At 53.8% G+C, this 17,932-nt stretch carries 17 protein-coding genes; 4 read left to right on the top strand and 13 right to left on the bottom strand.

Annotated elements, in window-relative coordinates; genetic code table 11:
* Window positions 1-92 precede the first annotated feature (92 nt).
* On the bottom strand, window positions 93-1,112 hold the full coding sequence (locus IQ22_RS08270; RefSeq protein ID WP_145140693.1) for a zinc-binding alcohol dehydrogenase family protein: 1,020 nt from the start codon (window positions 1,110-1,112) through the stop codon (window positions 93-95).
* A gap of 10 nt (window positions 1,113-1,122) precedes the next feature.
* Window positions 1,123-1,413, bottom strand: coding sequence for a putative quinol monooxygenase (locus IQ22_RS08265; protein WP_145140692.1), 291 nt, complete (start codon window positions 1,411-1,413; stop codon window positions 1,123-1,125).
* A 94-nt stretch (window positions 1,414-1,507) separates the two neighbouring features.
* Between IQ22_RS08265 and IQ22_RS08260 the strand changes: the two genes are divergently transcribed.
* The gene (locus IQ22_RS08260) at window positions 1,508-2,419 is read left to right on the top strand and encodes a LysR family transcriptional regulator (protein WP_145140691.1); all 912 of its coding nucleotides are present in this window, start codon (window positions 1,508-1,510) and stop codon (window positions 2,417-2,419) included.
* Between the two features lie 12 nt (window positions 2,420-2,431).
* Here the strand turns inward: IQ22_RS08260 and hisN are convergent, their stop codons facing one another.
* Together hisN and IQ22_RS08250 are read right to left on the bottom strand one after the other, a co-directional pair.
* On the bottom strand, window positions 2,432-3,220 hold the full coding sequence (gene hisN / locus IQ22_RS08255) for a histidinol-phosphatase (protein ID WP_145140690.1): 789 nt from the start codon (window positions 3,218-3,220) through the stop codon (window positions 2,432-2,434).
* A gap of 69 nt (window positions 3,221-3,289) precedes the next feature.
* Window positions 3,290-4,240 (bottom strand): adenosine deaminase, encoded by a 951-nt coding sequence (locus IQ22_RS08250; protein ID WP_145140689.1) that lies wholly within the window; start codon window positions 4,238-4,240, stop codon window positions 3,290-3,292.
* A gap of 439 nt (window positions 4,241-4,679) precedes the next feature.
* On the opposite strand from IQ22_RS08250, the gene IQ22_RS08245 reads away from it, so the two are divergent.
* Window positions 4,680-5,771 carry an acyltransferase family protein gene (locus tag IQ22_RS08245; RefSeq protein WP_145140688.1) on the top strand — a complete coding sequence of 364 codons (1,092 nt, stop codon included), beginning with the start codon at window positions 4,680-4,682 and terminating at the stop codon, window positions 5,769-5,771.
* A 36-nt stretch (window positions 5,772-5,807) separates the two neighbouring features.
* Here IQ22_RS08245 and IQ22_RS08240 read toward each other — a convergent pair whose 3' ends face one another.
* Both IQ22_RS08240 and IQ22_RS08235 read right to left on the bottom strand, forming a co-directional pair.
* The gene (locus IQ22_RS08240) at window positions 5,808-6,773 is read right to left on the bottom strand and encodes an isopenicillin N synthase family dioxygenase (protein WP_145140687.1); all 966 of its coding nucleotides are present in this window, start codon (window positions 6,771-6,773) and stop codon (window positions 5,808-5,810) included.
* 89 nt (window positions 6,774-6,862) lie between these two features.
* On the bottom strand, window positions 6,863-7,948 hold the full coding sequence (locus IQ22_RS08235) for a BMP family ABC transporter substrate-binding protein (RefSeq protein ID WP_145140686.1): 1,086 nt from the start codon (window positions 7,946-7,948) through the stop codon (window positions 6,863-6,865).
* Window positions 7,949-8,233: 285 nt separating this feature from the next.
* On the opposite strand from IQ22_RS08235, the gene IQ22_RS08230 reads away from it, so the two are divergent.
* A complete protein-coding gene (locus tag IQ22_RS08230; RefSeq protein ID WP_145140685.1) occupies window positions 8,234-9,331 on the top strand; it encodes a calcium:cation antiporter in 1,098 nt (365 codons plus the stop codon).
* Between the two features lie 176 nt (window positions 9,332-9,507).
* On the opposite strand, the gene IQ22_RS08225 is transcribed toward IQ22_RS08230, so the two are convergent.
* From IQ22_RS08225 to IQ22_RS08195, 7 genes are all read right to left on the bottom strand, one after another.
* A complete protein-coding gene (locus IQ22_RS08225; RefSeq protein WP_145140684.1) occupies window positions 9,508-10,206 on the bottom strand; it encodes a pirin family protein in 699 nt (232 codons plus the stop codon).
* A gap of 144 nt (window positions 10,207-10,350) precedes the next feature.
* The gene (locus tag IQ22_RS08220) at window positions 10,351-11,277 is read right to left on the bottom strand and encodes an ABC transporter permease (RefSeq protein ID WP_145140683.1); all 927 of its coding nucleotides are present in this window, start codon (window positions 11,275-11,277) and stop codon (window positions 10,351-10,353) included.
* A gap of 51 nt (window positions 11,278-11,328) precedes the next feature.
* Window positions 11,329-12,447, bottom strand: coding sequence for an ABC transporter permease (locus IQ22_RS08215; RefSeq protein WP_145140682.1), 1,119 nt, complete (start codon window positions 12,445-12,447; stop codon window positions 11,329-11,331).
* A 12-nt stretch (window positions 12,448-12,459) separates the two neighbouring features.
* Complete coding sequence (locus IQ22_RS08210; RefSeq protein ID WP_145140681.1) at window positions 12,460-14,013, bottom strand: ABC transporter ATP-binding protein; 1,554 nt, start codon at window positions 14,011-14,013, stop codon at window positions 12,460-12,462.
* Between the two features lie 275 nt (window positions 14,014-14,288).
* Window positions 14,289-15,497: an ammonium transporter gene (locus tag IQ22_RS08205; protein WP_145140680.1), complete on the bottom strand. Its 1,209-nt coding sequence runs from the start codon at window positions 15,495-15,497 to the stop codon at window positions 14,289-14,291.
* A gap of 249 nt (window positions 15,498-15,746) precedes the next feature.
* Window positions 15,747-16,352, bottom strand: a complete 606-nt coding sequence (locus IQ22_RS08200; RefSeq protein WP_145140679.1) for an IMPACT family protein — start codon at window positions 16,350-16,352, stop codon at window positions 15,747-15,749.
* On the bottom strand, window positions 16,349-17,014 hold the full coding sequence (locus tag IQ22_RS08195) for a TetR/AcrR family transcriptional regulator (RefSeq protein WP_145140678.1): 666 nt from the start codon (window positions 17,012-17,014) through the stop codon (window positions 16,349-16,351). Before IQ22_RS08195 ends, IQ22_RS08200 begins: the two co-directional genes overlap by 4 nt.
* A 688-nt stretch (window positions 17,015-17,702) precedes the next feature.
* Here IQ22_RS08195 and IQ22_RS08190 point away from each other — a divergent pair.
* The coding region (locus IQ22_RS08190) for a transposase (RefSeq protein ID WP_145141161.1) at window positions 17,703-17,932 on the top strand (230 nt) is incomplete at its 3' end.

The following is a 17,932-nucleotide window of genomic DNA, read 5'->3' as shown; positions in this document are numbered from 1 at the left end:
AGCGAGAAGTGGACACGCTCGGTTATTGAAAGCCGAGGCGAAGGAGAGCAGTAGAAAAGGCGAGGCAGACAAATATCGCCTCGCCGTCGGACTTAGAAACCTTCCAGAACGACCTTTCCTTTTGCCTTTCCGCTTTCTAGTAAGGCATGAGCACGGCGCAGGTTTTTCGCCGTGATATGGCCATAATGTTCGCCGAACGTGGTTCGCAGTACACCGGCATCAATCTGGCGAGCCACCTCATTGAGCAGGTTATGCTGCTCCTGCATGTCCGGTGTTTCGAACAGCGAACGGGTGTACATCAGCTCCCAATGCAGCGACAGGCTTTTCTTTTTCATAGGCATCACATCAAGTGTCGCCGGATCGTCGATCAGCCCCAGTTTGCCTTGTGGGGCCAGTACTTCAACGATCTCAGCAAAATGCCGATCCGTCTGGGTGAGGCTAGCCACATGAGTGACTTGAGGAATACCGATGCGTTTGAGCTCTTCACTTAACGGCTGGGTATGATCGATCACATGATGAGCGCCCAGTTCGGTTACCCACGCCTGCGTCTCAGGGCGCGAAGCGGTACCAATCACGGTAAGGCCGGTAAACTGGCGCGCCAGCTGAGTCAGGATCGAACCGACGCCTCCCGCTGCGCCGATGATTAGTAGCGTTTGGCCGTGATCGTTTTGATCCCGTGCGACCTGTAGTCGGTCGAACAACAGTTCCCAGGCGGTGATCGTTGTCAGTGGCAGGGCGGCGGCATGGGCAAAATCCAAGGACTGCGGCATACGGCCTACGATGCGCTCGTCTACAACCTGCAACTCGCTGTTGCTGCCCGAGCGGATGAGGGAGCCGGCATACCAGACTTTATCGCCCGGCTGAAACAAGGTGACCTCGCTTCCTACCGCTTTTACTACACCGGCAGCATCCCAGCCCAGGATACGCGGCTGACCGTTATCCGGAGGCGGCAACAGGCCCTGGCGTACTTTGGTGTCTACAGGATTGACCGAAACAGCCTTGACCTCGACCAGCAAATCGCGGGGGCCTGGTGTCGGATCAGGTAATTCGATATCGACCAGCGCTTCGGGATGATCAATCGGCAGGCATTGGTAATGACCTACAGCTTTCATGGAAGGCTCCTCAGGAGACACGGTACATTTTGGTGATGGTCAACTTTTTCGCCTTTTGCAGCACCGGAAGGGCAGTCTGGTAATGCGGAGTGGCTTCGTGGGCGGCTAGCGAGGCTTCGTCTTTCCATTGCTCGATCATATGGAAAGTCCGGGGTTGTTCCGCATCACGGTGGAAGTCGTACTGGATACAGGCTTCCTCGGCACGGCTCAACGGCTGCAGGCCGCGCAGGGCCTGCTCCAGCTCGGCTTCCTGACCTTCTTTGGCAACCAGAGTGGCGACAAGGGTAAGAGGTGTTGTCATGGGGTTCTCCTATAAGAGTTAGGGCAATAGTCTTCTCTTTCGAGACGCGATAAAAGGCGCTATAAGGCAAGTCTCTTTCAAAGGAAAATTGAAAATGATCCGCCTGTTCGATCTACAACTGTTCGTTAGGACTGTGGACTGCGCTAGTCTTTCCGCTGCCGCCCGTGAAATGGATCTGTCGCCTGCAGTAGCCAGCGCGGCGCTCAAGCGTCTGGAGCAGGCTCTAGACACTCGATTACTGGCGCGTTCGACACGTAGCCTACGCCTGACGCCGGAGGGGCAGTTATATCTTGAACACGCGCGCCAAGCGCTTAGCAGTCTGGAAGAAGGGCAGCGTCTTCTGGACAGTGGCAGAGCGGGAATACGTGGGGTATTGCACCTATCGGCTCCGTCCGACTTGGGGCGCAACCGTGTCCTGGCGTGGCTCGACGAATTCCAGGACCAACATCCGGACGTTAGTTTCCGGCTGTTGCTATCGGACCATTTGAATGACCTGTTCCGCGAACCCGTGGATATTGCCATCCGTTATGGCGCTCCTGAAGATTCGAGCCTGGTAGCGCTGCCGCTGGCAAGCAGCAATCGTCGTGTATTGTGCGCATCCCCGGCCTATTTTCACCGTCGCGGGCGTCCGGAGCGGCCAGAAGAACTCAATGGACATAACTGCCTGTGCTTTATGTTAGGGTCGAAAGTGCATGACCGCTGGACGTTCGAAGACGGTAAGCAGGTCCGCACGGTGACGGTGCAGGGGGATCGGGTCAGTGACGATGCTGATGTCATTCGACGCTGGGCCGTGGCCGGACGAGGGCTCGTCTACAAGTCTTGGCTGGATGTAGCTGACGATGTACAGGCAGGTCGCCTGGAAGTGGCCTTGCCGCAGTGGCGGGGAGAGGCTTCACCCCTTAATTTGTTGTGTCCCCACCGGGAGCAACTGTCGAGCGCCGTCACGCAACTGCGTGAGTTGATTCAGGCGCGTTGCCAGCAAGTGCTGGACAGCGCGCCCTGGTAAGCGGAGCCGCTCTCAGGCCTCGTTCAGGAGAGCCAGTACCTGGGCATGCAATGCCTTGTCACCACATGCCACGACAGCCCCTCCGTGTTGGGCATCACCGCCATCCCAACTCGTCATGATGCCACCGGCGCCTTCAATGATCGGGATCAGGGCTTGAACATCGTAGGGTTGCAGGCTTGCCTCAATGATCACGTCAACGAATCCCGACGCCAGCATGCAGTAGGCATAACAATCGCCGCCAAAGCGCACTAGCTGCGCCTGATTCGCCACGCGCTCGAAGGCAGCCAGTCGGGCGGGCGTATCGAATATCTGCGGGCTCGTACACATTAATCGGGCCGTGGACAAGGTTTCACAGGCACGGGTTTTTAAGGGTGTTCCGTTGAGCCAGGCGCCTTCTGGCGTGCCCACGAAGCGTTCACGCGTGTAGGGTTGATTCATCACGCCAACGACCGGGCGCGTGCCGTCGTTAAGCGCAATTAGCGTGCCCCAGAGGGGGAGTCCAGTAATAAAGGCACGGGTGCCGTCAATGGGGTCGAGTACCCAGGTCAAAGGGGATTGGCCTGCTACGGCTTCTTCTTCTTCGCCAAGAATACCGTGCGTAGGGTACTCGCTCAGAATAAGTTCGCGCATAGCGCGCTCGGCCGCCTTGTCGGCTACGGTGACAGGATCGAACAGGCGGCCGCCCTTATCGTCTACGGCCAGGGGCGCACGAAAATACGGCGAGATGGCTTCGGCAGCTGCCTCGGCCAGGCGTTCGGCGAAAAGTCGGTAGTCGTTGAATTCAGCGGCAGTCAGCGGCATGGAAACGTCCGGTGCGCAAAAATGAGGAAAGGAACCGTAGCCGCATGGCGCGGCTACGGAGTGGCGTCGTCAGATAACCAGACGTGCGTCCAGGCTATTTTGGGCCAGACGCTTGGCCTGTGCTTCGGTCATGCCGAGGCTTTCATGCAGTGCAGCGAAATTTTCAGTGACATAGCCACCAAAGTAAGCCGGGTCGTCTGAGTTGACCGTAACTTTCACGCCACGCTCAAGCAAGGTGAGGATGTTGTGTTGGCTCATGTCATCGAACACACGCAATTTGGTATTCGATAGCGGGCAGACTGTCAGCGGAATCTGCTGGTCGATCAGACGGTGCATAAGGCGTTCGTCTTCAACAGCACGGACGCCATGATCGATACGAACTACATTGAGCAGGTCCAGCGCTTCCCAGATATAAGAAGGCGGACCTTCTTCACCGGCATGGGCCACCGCAGCAAAGCCTTCGCTGCGGGCACGATCGAATACTCGCTTGAACTTGCTAGGGGGATGACCAACTTCAGAACTGTCCAGACCTACCGCGACAAACGCATCCCGGAAGGGCAGGGCCTGTTCGAAAGTCTTGAAGGCTTCCTCTTCGGACAGGTGGCGTAAAAAGCTCAGGATCAGGCCGCTCTTTATACCGAGCTTTTGCTCGCCGTCTTTGAGTGCTTGCGTAATACCATTGAGCACCACTTCGAAAGGGATGCCACGGTCAGTATGGGTCTGTGGATCAAAGAACGGCTCGGTATGAACAACGTTCTGTTCCTTGCACTTGAGCAGGTAGGCCCAGGTCAGATCGTAAAAGTCTTGCTCGGTGCGGAGCACATCAGCGCCTTGGTAATACAGGTCAAGGAACTCCTGGAGATTGTTGAAGGAGTAGGCTTGACGCAAGGCTTCGACATCTGCGAATGGCAACCGTACGCCATGGCGTTCCGCCAGCATGAACATGAGTTCGGGTTCCAGCGTGCCTTCGAGATGGAGGTGGAGTTCGGCTTTAGGTAAGGCATTGAGCCAGTCGTACATGGTGAATATTCTCGTCAGCAGTTTGGTGCAATTATGTCATGCCTGCGGCTTGGTTCGCAGGTTTCGCCGTCATGGGAAATACCTATGATTCAGGCATGAAATATTGATGAATTACTAACTGAAGGACTTTATTAGGCAAAAGCAGAATCGGGTGCTATATATGATTTTGAATGAAAACTGAACAGCTATTATCTGTGTTTGCTTTCATGAAATGAGCAGGCTTTTATAGGGAGATAATTATCGCGACCGCTTAAGCGCTAACGGTATATAATCAAGTCTATATATAATTTGTGAGGTCTATGCTGTCAATTTGATATGTTTTGAAATGCGGCATATCTCATTGTTTCCATGAATACAATGAACTTACCGCAGGGAATCAAATGTTAGCCTCGCTAGTCATGTACTCCAGGTGAACTTTTTATAGGAAGCGAGGTGGGGTGTGAGAACAGTGGGAGATTTTGTAAAGGGAAAGGACAATAATTTAAATCTGATTCGAATCATCGCAGCCCTTACGGTACTTATGAGTCACAGTTTTGCCTTGTCGACGGGCACGCCGCAGGCTGAGCCTTTGCGACATTCGCTTGGCATGACCCTAGGGGATATGGCAGTCGATATCTTCTTTATCACCAGTGGTTTTCTGATCGTCAAAAGCTTGATTTCTCGGGCTAATATTATCGATTTTATCTGGGCCCGCGTGCTGCGAGTACTACCTGGCCTAGCGGTCATGTTGGTGGTCACGGTGCTAGGTCTTGGGCTGTATTTCACGAGATTTCCCGTACTGTCGTATCTTTTTCACCCGGAAACGTGGATTTACCTGCTTAAGAACACCAGTTTATTGGCTGGAGCGGAATTCCATCTGCCTGGGGTATTCCAAGCTAATCCCATACGTGGCGTAGTCAATGGGTCGCTTTGGACACTTCCGTTCGAAGTCAGCATGTATATTGTCGTAGCTGCTCTCTGGCTATGTTTATATATGCTTCGTCTGGGTCCCAAGTATTTCAAATACATTATTGTATTGTTGACCTTCCTTGCTGGCGTTGTGAAATTCACAGCCTATTCGTTGGACATGAGTTCGGAGTTTATTCGTCTGTTCTATATGTTCTTCATGGGCGGGAGTTTTTATGTACTGAGGAATTATATTCCGTTGTCCCGCAAGCTATTCTGGCTAGCAATGATATTTCTTGTGGCCTCAACGCCTCATCAAGGTATCTTCTTTTTCGTCTATAACCTGATCTTGGCGTATGGGCTGTTCTATGTAGCTTTTGTGCCGGCAGGTGTGATCCGTCGCTACAATTCGGTAGGCGATTATTCCTATGGTATTTACATCTATGCCTTTCCGGTCCAGCAAACTGTAGCGGCCCTGCTTCCAGGCGTTGGTCCTTGGGCCATGTTTGCGTTGTCCTTTGCCCTTACTCTGCCGTTGGCAATATTTTCTTGGAATGTAGTCGAGCAACATGCCTTGAATTTCCGCCCCTTCTTTTCCAACACGACACGCTCGCTGCTCGAAAAGCTCCGGCCTACGCCTGCCTGAGCATAGGCCGGTACGGTTAGGCCGTACCGGCTTTCGTCATGTTGTTACCGCGTCTCGGCGATACGCATAAGTCGCTGCAAAACGCGACGTTAGCCACTCTGCGCAGGTAGTCGGTGGGTATTTCACCGGGTGCTCTGGATCTGAACAGTGCGGAAGGCAGCGGATCTCTGTATCCATATGCGGCTCAGCAAAGAAAGGCATCGAATAACGCTCTCCAACCGCAGGGCTGGTCACCCGGTGCGGGGTAGAGCGATAACGGTCATTGCTCCATCGTGCCATCATGTCACCAATGTTGACCACGAACGTGCCGGGAATCGGCGGTGCATCGATCCATTCACCGCTCCGGTTCTGGACCTGTAAACCGCCTACCTCATCCTGATAGAGCAGTGTCACGCAACCGTAGTCGGTATGCGCACCTGCACCCTGTTGCTCAGTGTTGGAGCGGGTGAGCTGTGACGGATAGTGAATCAGGCGGAATACGCTGACAGACTGTTCGAAGCGCTTGTCAAAGAAGTCATGCTCAAGATCTAGCGCGATGGCCAAGGCGCGTAACACGGTGAGCGCCAAATCGAGCATGTCGGCGTAATGGGCTTCCAGCAACAGTTGCCAGCCCGGCAAGTCGGGGTAGCGATTGGGACCGTAAAAGGCGCGACCTGCCCTGACATCGGGGTGGTCCTCCGGCAGGTTCAATGCCATGTCGAAGGTTTCTTTCAAATCGCTGGGCTTGTTAGGGTCGAGTTGTTCGCTAGCCACTGCACCGTAGCCTCGATGGTTGTGACTCTGAGTGATATCGATCTTGAGCTTTTCCTCAAGTGGCAGATGGAAAAAGGTACGGGCGGCCGTCATGAGGGCGTCGAAGCGCTCAGGTGGAAGAGGGTGGCCCTGGATATAAAAGAAGCCCCAGTGTTGACAGGCCGCATCAATGGCCTCGGCTACACAGCGCCATGCAGCCTGGTCGTTACGGTAAAGTGGAGCGATATCAATTATTGGCAGACGGTTCATGAGCGTTCTCATAGCTGGGCGCAACAGGTAGAGTCTGGTGCGTCTGGTGGGAGGGCTTGAGCAGCAAAGCTCATGTCACATGGGCTACGTTACTTCGGCAGTTCCGAGTCCACGCCTTCGACGTAATAATCCATCGAGGCGAGTTCAGCATTGCTTGCCACCGCACCGCTGCTGATACGCTCCTTGCCGGCCTTGTCTTTGACCGGGCCGGTAAAGGGATGAAACGCGCCACTCTTGATGCTGGCAATGAGTGCACTGGCTTCTTCCTGTACATCAGCTGGCAGGATGTCCTTGTTTAACGGCAGCACAATAGTGTCTTCTGCTAGGCCTCCCCAGAAATCCTGGGATTTCCAGGTGCCATCCATGACCGCCTGAGCGGATTTGATGTAATGCGGCCCCCAGTCGTTGACGATAGACGTCAGTACCGTCTTGGGACCAAAGTGCTGCATATCGGAGGCGTACCCCACGGCATATACCCCGCGTCGTTCAGCGGCCTGGATCGGGGCGGGGCTATCAGTATGTTGGAAGATCACGTCCACACCCTGATCAATCAACGCGTTGGCGGCATCCGATTCCCTGCCCGGATCAAACCAGGTGTTTACCCACACTACTTTCAATTCAGCCTGGGGATCGTATTTATTCAGGGCCAGCTGAATCGCATTGATGTCGCGAACAACTTCTGGAATAGGAAACGAAGCGATATAGCCGATCTTGTGGCTCTTGGTCATCTTCGCTGCCAAGAAGCCACCTACATAACGCCCCTCATAAGAGCGTGACAGGTAAGTGCCCAGGTTTTTGTCCCGTTTGTAGCCGGTCGCATGTTCGAAAGTCACCTTGGGGAATTGTTTGGCAACTTTTACAGTTGGGTTCATATAGCCAAACGAGGTCGTAAACACCAGGTCATAACCGCCCTTGGCCATATTGCGAATTACCCGCTCCGCATCGGCGCCCTCGGCCACGTTCTCAACGAAACTGGTCTCGACCTTGTTACCAAAGTGCTCTATCAGTTCCTGTCGCCCCTGCTCGTGCTGGTAGGTCCAGCCATGGTCACCTACCGGGCCAACGTAGACGAAGCCGACCTTGAGCGGATCAGCCGCGCTGGCATTCAGGGCGGCGACCAGCCCAAGGGTCGTTACGACGCCACGGGCCAGCGTTTTGAGGATGCTTCTGTGCATGTAGAACTCCTGAGGGTAAGAGGGGAGCGCAAAGATGCTTCTCAAATGCAAAAACTTGACCAAGCAGACAATAAACACGAGGTCGCCTGCTCAGGCGGAGTGTCACGTTCTGGCTGCTAATGCATGGTGCATTAAGGTGCATTGCCAAAAGGGAATGCCTGCAAACGGTGCGGGATTTTTTAGACGCGTAGCCGACCTAACTGAAACCTTGTGCGGTCGTATGGAAACATTCTGTTAAATATGGTGCCTGTTTATGGGCTGCCTTCTATAAAGGACATGGGTGGGATGATCGCTACGCTTAAAGAGGAAAGTTTGATGCTGATTGCCTTGGTGATCGGCGTCTTGGCTTATGTATTCGAGCCTTGGCTCGTGGACAGTGGGAAAGTCATTGCTCTGGTAGGGGCGGGTGTGCTGATTGCCGCCATTATCGGCACCGCCATGCGAGTGGCCAACCATGCGGAAATTCTAGCTGAGAAGGTAGGCGATCCCTATGGCACGATGATCCTTACCCTGTCGGCTGTACTGGTCGAGGTAATTATCCTGGCCATCATGATGGGCCATGATCATTCACCGACCCTGGCGCGGGATACCATCTATGCAGCCGTTATCCTCGACATCAACGGCATTATTGGCTTGGCGGCCTTGCTGGGCGGACTCAAGCACGGCGAGCAAGCCTATAACGATGACTCCAGCCGCAGCTATGGAGTCATGATCCTGACCGCGGTAAGTATTTCCATGCTGGTGCCGGAATTCATCCCGGTAGAGCGTTGGCACTTTTACTCCGCGTTCACCATTGTTGTTATGGTGCTCATGTATGCCGTGTTTTTACGCATGCAAACCGGGCCGCACAGTTATTTCTTTAGCTACAACTACCCGGAAAAGCGTAAAAAGAAACCCGGTGCGGAAAGTGTGGGTGAGGCCCATGGGGGTAGTCTCAAGCTGTCCATGCTTTTGTTGGTAATAGGCATCATGTTGACCGGCGCGCTGGCTGAGGTGATGTCTAAATCCCTGGATACAGGTCTTGAGGGGCTGCCAATCCCGCCCATGGTATCGGCTCTGGTCGTGGCTGTGATTTCTGCCAGCCCGGAGATTCTTACCGCCTTGCGCGCTGCTATGGCGAATCGCATGCAGTCGGTAATCAATATTGCTTTAGGGGCGTCGTTGTCCACCGTGATCCTGACGGTCCCGGTAGTTGAGGCTATCGCGCTGTTTACAGGACAACCCATGCAAATGGCCATGACACCGGTTCAGACGGTAATGATGGGGGTAACTCTGATCATCGCAGCCATTAACCTCAACGACGGCGAAACCAACGCTATCGAAGGTATGACGCATTTCGTGCTGTTCATTACCTTCATCATGCTGACGGCGATTGGGTTGTAGCAGCTTGGGGCGGGCCTTCTGGTCCGCCTCAGTAAGCCCAGGCTGTCTCGCGCTAACGTGCGGTCAAGGCTGACACGTTCAGCCTTTCGATCTGATCATGATGACTCGCTTGCTTACCGATCTGATCCCGTCTGCCGTGAGGAGAGGGACACCTATACAACTCAACAGGTCAGTGTTCAGGCTGCATCTACCAGAATGACCTCGCTATCCTCCAGCGCCGTCACCTTTATGGCTTCCTCTTGGGTAATGGCAAGACCATCGCGCGCATCGGCTGGGATACCGTTCACCTCGATGCGGCCCTTAGCTGCCACTAGATAACCCTTGCGCTGATTGCCCAACATATAGTCTGCGGTCTGGCCTGCCTTGAGCGTGGCAGCCAACAAGCGCGCATCGGCTCGAATCTTCAGAGCCTCGGTGTCGCTGGCGTACCCGCTGGCCAAGACTACGAAGCGACCGGCGCGGTCATCTTTGGGAAACGGCTTGGCGCCCCAGGAAGGTTCACCGCCACGCTCCTCTGGAATAATCCAGATCTGGAAGATCTTTGTCGTTTCGGCCTCAAGGTTATATTCGGCATGGGTGATCCCGGTTCCGGCACTCATCACCTGCACGTCACCCGCCTCGGTTCTTCCTTCATTACCAAGATTGTCTTTGTGCGTAATGGCTCCCTGACGCACATAGGTAATGATTTCCATATCCTGATGTGAGTGAGGCGGAAATCCGCTGTTTGGTGCGATCTCGTCATCATTCCAAACCCGTAACCGTCCCCAGTGAATACGCTTGGGATCATGGTAATCAGCAAAGGAAAAATGATGCTTGGCATTGAGCCAGCCGTGGTGAGCGCCGCCGAGCTGGCTAAAAGGGCGTAATTCGATCATGCCTGTTTCCTTGTTGAAGAGGAGGTGTAGTCAATGGACCACCAGAACAGAAGCTATGATCTATCTATTAAAAGGATCATAAAAGCGCATTTATTGCGTAGTTATGATCCTTTTAATAGATGGTTTAGTGAGAAGAATTCTAGCTTAGTGTCCGGCTTTCCAAGGTTGCCCTAAGGAAACAGGAGCATACAGGCGCGTCCTGATCGTATCGCGGGAAAGCAATACCAGCACAACGATAGTTGCCACGTAAGGCAACATCGCCATGAGGTTGGCCGGTAGAGTAACGCCAATGCCCTGAGCCACTAGATGAAGAATGCTCGCCAAGCCAAACAGGTATGCGCCTAAGAGCACGCGGAAAACCCGCCAGCTGGCAAATACCACCAGAGCCAGTGCGATCCAGCCACGTCCGGCAGTCATGTTTTCCGCCCACATGGGGGTATAGGCTAATGAGAGATAGCCGCCGGCCAACCCGGCCATCGCTCCGCCAAACATTACGGCCAGCGTGCGTACGCGTAGAACAGATAGCCCCATGGCACTGGCTGCATTGGGGTTCTCACCCACGGCTTGAATGATTAGCCCGATTCGGCTTCGCAGTACGATCCAGGCGACGAGGGCAAACAGGACAAAGGACAGATAAACCAGTGCATCCTGAGCAAATAGCATTTTTCCAATGCCTGGAATCTGGCTCAGGAGCGGAATGGCAATCGGAGAAAATCCTTCCAGTGGTTTACCTACCCAGCTGGCTCCTACGAATGAAGACAGGCCCACGCCGAAAATCGTCAGGGCCAAGCCGCAGGCTACTTGATTAGCGTTGAGGTGGACCGCTACCAGTGCAAACAGTAGGGACAAGAGTATGCCGGCCAGCATGGCAAGCAGCACACCCAGCCAGAGATGCCCGGTACTGAATGCCACCATGAAGCCAATGACCGCGCCGAACAGCATCATGCCTTCTTGGCCAAGGTTGAGCACACCGCTTTTCTCACAGACCATCTCGCCTAGTGCCACCAGCAGTAGGGGAGTGCCGGTACGCACCATGGCGTAGAACACATTGGTCAACAGATCGATATCCACTACCGTCTACCTTTATTGTCGTGGAAGGCTGCAATCCAGCCCGTTGAATCCTCAGTCGGCCGGTGCCTGATGCAATACTGCACCGGTGCTCCTTGCCATGATCGAGCGTGGTCTCTTTTTCCCACGCAGGCGGTACACGATCAGAACATCGCAGGCCAAGAGAAAGAACAGGATCATGCCCTGGAACAAGCCGGTAACAGCCATTGGCAGGTTCAGGCTCATCTGTGCCGTTTCGCCACCCAGGTACAGCAAAGCCATAAGCAGGCTCGCAAGCAGGATGCCGAAGGGATGAAGCCGTCCTAGAAATGCAACGGTAATAGCTGCGTAGCCATAGCCGGGGGAAACCTGTGGGACAAGCTGGCCAATCGGCCCGGTTACCTCGCATACGCCGGCCAGACCCGCCAGCGCACCGCTGATAAGCAGTACGATCCAGACCAGGCGCTTTTCACGAAACCCTACGAATCCAGCAGCACGCCTGTCCAGACCTAGAACCTTGATCTGAAATCCCAAAAAACTCTTTTGCGCCAGTACCCAGATGGCAACCAGTACAAACAGTGCGAAATACACACCGATCGTGACACGCATGTCATCGCTTAACGTAGGCAACCGGCTGGCCTCGCCGAACAGCGCAGACTCCGGAAAGTTATAACCCTCAGGATCTTTAAGCGGCCCATGTACGCAGTACAGCAGCAGGTTCAGCGCAATGTAGTTCAGCATGATTGTCGTCAGGATCTCATTTGCGTGGAAATGCGTCCGCAACCAGGCAGCCAGCCCGGCCCACAGCGCACCGCCGAGCACCCCAGTCGTCACAACCATTACCAACGCCCAGCGGCTTTCCATGTCGATGATATTTACTGCCAACGCGCTACCTGCCAGAGCGCCGATCAGCAACTGACCTTCCGCCCCAATGTTCCAGATGCGTGCGCGATATGCCAGGGCCAAGCCCAGAGCACACAACAGAATCGGCAAGGTTTTGACCAAGAGTTCACCTATGCCATAAAGATCGCTGAGCGGAGCAATCAACAAAGTGTGCAATACCTGTAGCGGATCACGCCCTAAAAGCCCGAACAGCATTGAGCCACTGATAAGGGTTAACAGGCCGGCCAATACAGGCGATAGCAACATCATCAGGCGCGAAGGCTGTGCGCGTGGTTCAAGTGAGAGCAGCATGGCTGGGCTCCGTCAGGCGGCCGAATGGGAAATATCGAACTGGCCGGCCATCCAGCGGCCGACCTCGATAGGATGCGTGTGAGCGACCTCTACAGGAGTGGTGAGTCGACCGTTGCTCAGAGCTGCGATGCGATCGCAGATTTGAAACAACTCATCTAGGTCTTCAGAAATAACCAGAATCGCTGCACCGGCCTCGCGCAGGCCGATCAGGGCCCGGTGAATGGCCGCCGCGGCGCCTACGTCTACACCCCATGTCGGATGGGCAGCAATCAACAGTTTTGGCTGCTGCAGGATTTCCCTGCCCAAAATAAATTTTTGTAGATTACCTCCGGACAGGCTGCTGGCTATGGCTTGAGCATCCGGTGTCTTAACGCTGAAACGCCGAATAATGTCATTGGCAAAAGCCATGACCTTGTCATGTTTTATCAGGCCATGCTGGAGCAGGCCCTGCTGAAAACCGGTCAGCAGGGCATTGTCTGCCAGGCTCATGTCCGGTACGGCACCATGCCCAAGACGTTCGGCCGGAACAAAGGCTTGTCCACAGCGACGGCGCGCCTCTGGACTAAGATGAGCAACCGGCTCGCTGGCGATGCAAATACGTGCACTCTCCTGGGGCGGGAGACGTATCTCACCGGCCAACAAGGCCAACAACTCATCCTGGCCATTTCCGGCCACACCAGCGATGCCCATAATCTCACCGGCCCGCACTTCCAGGCTTAGATCAACTAATGACGTACCAAACGGATCGGGGTTACGCCAGCTCAACTGGCTGACGTTCAGAAAAACGGCACCGCCGTGAGCCTTGGGATAACTCCCTTCAAGCCCTTCTGCATCGCCCACCATCAGGCGTGCCAGCTCCAGATCCGAGCACTGGGCTGGAATGCAATGACCTGCAACACATCCGGCTCGCAATACGGTTGCGGTGCTGCACAAGGCTCGCACTTCTCCCAGTTTGTGGCTGATAAAGAGAATGCTGCAGCCATCCGCCGCTAACTGGCGAAGCGTCACAAATAGGTCTTCAGCCTCTTGCGGCGTCAATACAGAGGTTGGCTCATCCAGAATCAGCAACTGGATGTCTTGCATCAGGCACCGTACGATTTCCACCCGTTGCCGCTCGCCAATAGACAGGCTATGCACTAAACGGTCTGGCTCGAGCGGCATGCCGTAGCGCTGAGAGACTTCACGGATGCGCGAAACCAGCCGTCGCGGATGTGCCTCAGGGCCTAGTGCCAAGGCAATGTTTTCAGCCACCGTCAGCGTCTCGAACAGGGAGAAGTGCTGAAACACCATGCCAATTCCCAAACGGCGGGCCTGGGCGGGGTCACGAATGACAACAGGTCTACCGTTCCAGCGGATCTCACCCTCGTCTGGAGCAGTTACGCCATAAATGATCTTCATGAGCGTGCTCTTGCCTGCACCGTTTTCGCCCAACAGTGCACGAATCTCGCCTGGCTCAAGAGTAAGTTCTATTCTGTCGTTGGCGAGGGTCCCAGGGTAGCGCTTGGTAATTCCGGACAATTGCACGCGTGGCGGCGGGCACGAGGTCGGTTGCGTGTCGATTGACATGAGGCACTCACTTCACGAAAGCAGTGGCCTTTCGAAAAGCAAAAAGCTGGCCAGGTGGTCAGCTTTTTGCTTTTCGACAATAAATCGCGACTTGCTTAAGGAGGAATATCGAGAAGTCACTGCATTGATCAAAAAATGATCAATTCTTTAGGGGCCATGAGTAGCACCTACCAGAGCAAGCTATCCTCCGTTTATCCACAGGGCCATCCACGTGAGATGTGGGTAATAGAAAGAAAAGCCTCTGTTCGGTTTGATAAGTACAGAGGCTGTTAGGCTTAGTCTTGATTGATGGCTGAAATTTTGTGAATGGAAAGATCGGCCCCGTAATATTCCTCCTCTTGGGAAAGACGTAAACCTAGGACCACCTTAAGCAGGCCATACACGATCAGTCCGCCCACTAGTGCGATAGTTACGCCCAGTCCTGTACCGATCACTTGGCTAAAAAAGCTGACGCCGCCTCGCCCTTCGAGAAACTCTTGCCCAAAGAGACCGCAAGCGATGCCGCCCCATACGCCACATAAGCCATGGAGGGGCCACACCCCCAGCACATCGTCGATCTTCCATTTGACCTGAGTAGCCGTAAATGCCCAGACGAACAGGGCGCCTGCCACCAGGCCAGTTGCCAATGCACCAATAGGATGCATTAGATCCGAGCCCGCACACACCGCCACTAGACCTGCCAAGGGACCGTTATGGAGAAAGCCAGGGTCATTACGGCCGAAAATGAGCGAAGCAACCACGCCACCGACCATGGCCATCAAGGAGTTCACAGCGACCAAGCCGCTTACACCATCTAGAGTTTGTGCACTCATAACGTTGAAGCCAAACCAGCCGACAATCAAAATCCAAGATCCCAAGGCTAGAAAGGGAATGTTCGAAGGCGGGAACGCCACCAATTTTCCGTCTCGGTAGCGGCCGTTTCGCTGACCAAGCATCAACACGGCGCCCAATGCCAGCCAGCCACCTACACCGTGAACAACTACAGAGCCAGCAAAATCATGGAATGGCGCGCCGAAGGCTTCTGTAAGCCAAGCCTGCAGCCCCAAATTGCCATTCCAGACAATACCTTCAAAGAAGGGATAGATGAACGCAACGATTAAAGCCGTCGCGCACAATTGCGGAGCAAAACGTGCTCGCTCGGCAATGCCACCGGAAATGATTGCTGGTATCGCGGCTGCAAAGGTTAGTAGAAAGAAGAATTTTACTAACGCATAGCCGTTGTTGGTCATGAGCGTTTCGGCAGGTGCGAAAAAGCTCACCCCATAGGCAATCCAGTAACCAATAAAAAAGTAAGCCAGGGTCGAGATAGCGAAGTCAGCAAGAATCTTCGATAAAGCATTGACTTGGTTTTTCTGTCGAACGGTGCCTACTTCCAAAAAGGCAAAGCCTGCATGCATGGCCAGCACCATAACGGCGCCTACAAGAATGAAAAGGGTATTAGATCCGTGAATGAGGACGTTCACAGCGCTTTGTAGTTCGTTCATGGGTCGGCAGCTTTAATAAACAATAGAGAAGCAGGGCACCAAAAAGGCTCGTCATTTCATGCCGTGCACCAAACGTGAGCATTTAGGAACAGGCAGTTATTAAAAGGCTACAAACAAAATTACGGTGGAAAACCAGAGAAAGGTGGCCATCCATATAGGCCAATGCTTCTTTGTGGCGCAAACCGTTTTGCTTGTGCACCACGAATAAGCAAATCCTGTGCCTTGAGGAAACAGCGCGCTACAAAGGAATTAGCTGAATGAAGGAGATGTATCTAGACGATGCAAACGGATACGACCGCGGCTGAGATCAGCTAGGTACTGTTGGATACGGGATAAATCTACTTCCGGCAAAGCTAAACATAGTTCAACCCCGTCGGAGGCAAAGCGCTCGCCATCTAGCAAAGCCTCAAACTCACCCAGGCGTGCCTTAATCAGAGGTAGCTCTGAATAGGTGCACTGAAACGCCACGGTCACTCGTGGAACCAGCACAACATGTGCAGCGCTCTGCAAACATTTGGCTGCACATCCGCCATAAGCGCGTACCAGTCCGCCAGTGCCTAGTTTGATTCCGCCAAACCAGCGAGTCACCACAACAACTACCCGGTCGCAATCTTGGCCGTCTATTGCCGCTAGAATAGGTCGCCCGGCTGTACCGCCAGGCTCTCCATCGTCATTGAAACGATACTGCTGGCCTAGTCTCCAGGCCCAGCAGTTATGTGTAGCGGAAAGATCACTGATCTGATCGATGAATGCCTGAGCTTTATCAGCCGTATGGATCGGTGAGGCAAAGGCATGAAATCGACTTTTACGAATTTCTTCGCGAAATTCGGTAGGTGAAATCAAGGTTTTGCTCATGCCAACCCCGGTGGCGACAAACCACACCCTTTGAGAATGATATGAGTAAGCGTACGTGTTGCCTCATCGAAGTCCTGTTTCGTTAGGCGCTTGCGCCCAGTCACATGGCAGATTTGGCTAGAAAAGTCGGCATAATGCTGAGTACTGCCCCAGAGCAGGAAAATAAGATGAACCGGGTCGATGGGGTCCATCTTACCTGCCTCGACCCAGGCCTCAAATACCGCTGCACGCTGACGAAACCAGATCTGGTAGTCCTGATTGAAGTACTCATACAAGCATGCCCCCCCTCCAATGATCTCCATAGCGAAAATCCGCGATGCTAGAGGGTGCCGCCGAGAAAATTCCATTTTCGCTCGAATATAGCGGGTTAATGCTTCAGCTGGATCGTCTTCAACGGTCAGTGTGTTGAACGTGCTATCCCAGAGTTCGAGAATGTTGGCCAGTACCGACATATACAGGCCTAACTTATTAGTGAAGTAGTAATGCAGGTTGGCCTTGGGCAAACCAACGCGCTGCGCGATGGTATTCATGCTGGTGCCCTTGAAGCCATGCTTGGCGAATTCTTCTTCAGCCGCCGTCAGGATCAGTTCTTCGTTCTTCTGGCGAATGCGCCCGGCAGGTTTCTCGCCACCCATGTGGTGAGCAGGTACTAGCAAAGTCATGAAGCCAGTCAGTCCATAATGGTTGGAGCAGTACTGATAGTGTACTGCCCCGGTTCAAGCAAGCGTTCGGTTTATAAATGCGTTTCGTTTTTAGCGTACAGGGAATCTACTTCAGACACGACGGCAGGCACAGCTTTCTCTTCTGCCAAAACAAGATTGAGCAGGATGGCAGTAATGCTTCCCTTGTAATAGCGCTATAGAAAGAGGCCGGACGAGGTGAGGGTAGCTGATTAAGCAGTAGAGAGGACTGAGTCGCGATACCGAGCCCTATTCCTAAGGACGTCGCAATAACCAATAGGCTACAGCTAGGCTACAGCGATCCAGTAAGCGGCGCTAACAGACAGGTCCAAGGTGGAGCGCTGTAAAAAATGCGGTGAGAGGGGCAGGGCGGTTATCAAGGTTATAGAGAGATGAGATCGTTGCAATTTAAAGAAAGGATTTCGACCGGCCTCGAGAGCTAAATAAAAGCTAGCTCTGCAACGTAAAAGCCAACCATGTGCTAAAGAGCAGGCAAAAGCCGTTTAAAAAGACTTAAAAAGCTCTAAATGCCGCGAGAGCTTGTACCCTTATAGTGTTATAGCAGTGCATGCATTATGAACAAGCCCCCTGAAACACCGGACACCGTTTTCCCCTTACCATAAGGGATAGGCAAACGGTCGTGTTTATGACTACCAACAAAGACAGACATATTGAAGTGCTCGGCCAAGAGCGGCGTCGCCGTTGGAGCGTCGAGGAAAAGCTCATCATGGTTCGCGAGAGCCTGGAGCCGGGGCAAAGCGTTTCCGTCGTGGCTCGGCGCAACGGCATCAACCCCAACCAGTTATTCCATTGGCGCAAGCTTTATCAGGACGGCAACCTCTCAGCGGTCAGTGCCGGTGAGGCTGTGGTACCGGCTTCGGAGCTGGCCGACGCGATGAA

The sequence above is a fragment of the Pseudomonas duriflava genome, assembly GCF_007830155.1.
Taxonomy (GTDB): Bacteria; Pseudomonadota; Gammaproteobacteria; order Pseudomonadales; family Pseudomonadaceae; genus Chryseomonas; species Chryseomonas duriflava.
Note: the sequence above shows the minus strand (reverse complement) of the source record. Positions and strands in the feature narration are given on the sequence as shown.

What these genes read in the sequence shown, in the direction of transcription:
- IQ22_RS08235 (WP_145140686.1), bottom strand. Translation starts at nt 7,948, where the DNA reads ATGCACAGAAGCATCCTCAAAACGCTGGCCCGTGGCGTCGTAACGACC.
- IQ22_RS08240 (WP_145140687.1), bottom strand. Translation starts at nt 6,773, where the DNA reads ATGAACCGTCTGCCAATAATTGATATCGCTCCACTTTACCGTAACGAC.
- IQ22_RS08210 (WP_145140681.1), bottom strand. Translation starts at nt 14,013, where the DNA reads ATGTCAATCGACACGCAACCGACCTCGTGCCCGCCGCCACGCGTGCAA.
- IQ22_RS08205 (WP_145140680.1), bottom strand. Translation starts at nt 15,497, where the DNA reads ATGAACGAACTACAAAGCGCTGTGAACGTCCTCATTCACGGATCTAAT.
- IQ22_RS08265 (WP_145140692.1), bottom strand. Translation starts at nt 1,413, where the DNA reads ATGACAACACCTCTTACCCTTGTCGCCACTCTGGTTGCCAAAGAAGGT.
- IQ22_RS08270 (WP_145140693.1), bottom strand. Translation starts at nt 1,112, where the DNA reads ATGAAAGCTGTAGGTCATTACCAATGCCTGCCGATTGATCATCCCGAA.
- IQ22_RS08215 (WP_145140682.1), bottom strand. Translation starts at nt 12,447, where the DNA reads ATGCTGCTCTCACTTGAACCACGCGCACAGCCTTCGCGCCTGATGATG.
- IQ22_RS08260 (WP_145140691.1), top strand. Translation starts at nt 1,508, where the DNA reads ATGATCCGCCTGTTCGATCTACAACTGTTCGTTAGGACTGTGGACTGC.
- hisN (WP_145140690.1), bottom strand. Translation starts at nt 3,220, where the DNA reads ATGCCGCTGACTGCCGCTGAATTCAACGACTACCGACTTTTCGCCGAA.
- IQ22_RS08230 (WP_145140685.1), top strand. Translation starts at nt 8,234, where the DNA reads ATGATCGCTACGCTTAAAGAGGAAAGTTTGATGCTGATTGCCTTGGTG.
- IQ22_RS08195 (WP_145140678.1), bottom strand. Translation starts at nt 17,014, where the DNA reads ATGACTTTGCTAGTACCTGCTCACCACATGGGTGGCGAGAAACCTGCC.
- IQ22_RS08225 (WP_145140684.1), bottom strand. Translation starts at nt 10,206, where the DNA reads ATGATCGAATTACGCCCTTTTAGCCAGCTCGGCGGCGCTCACCACGGC.
- IQ22_RS08200 (WP_145140679.1), bottom strand. Translation starts at nt 16,352, where the DNA reads ATGAGCAAAACCTTGATTTCACCTACCGAATTTCGCGAAGAAATTCGT.
- IQ22_RS08250 (WP_145140689.1), bottom strand. Translation starts at nt 4,240, where the DNA reads ATGTACGACTGGCTCAATGCCTTACCTAAAGCCGAACTCCACCTCCAT.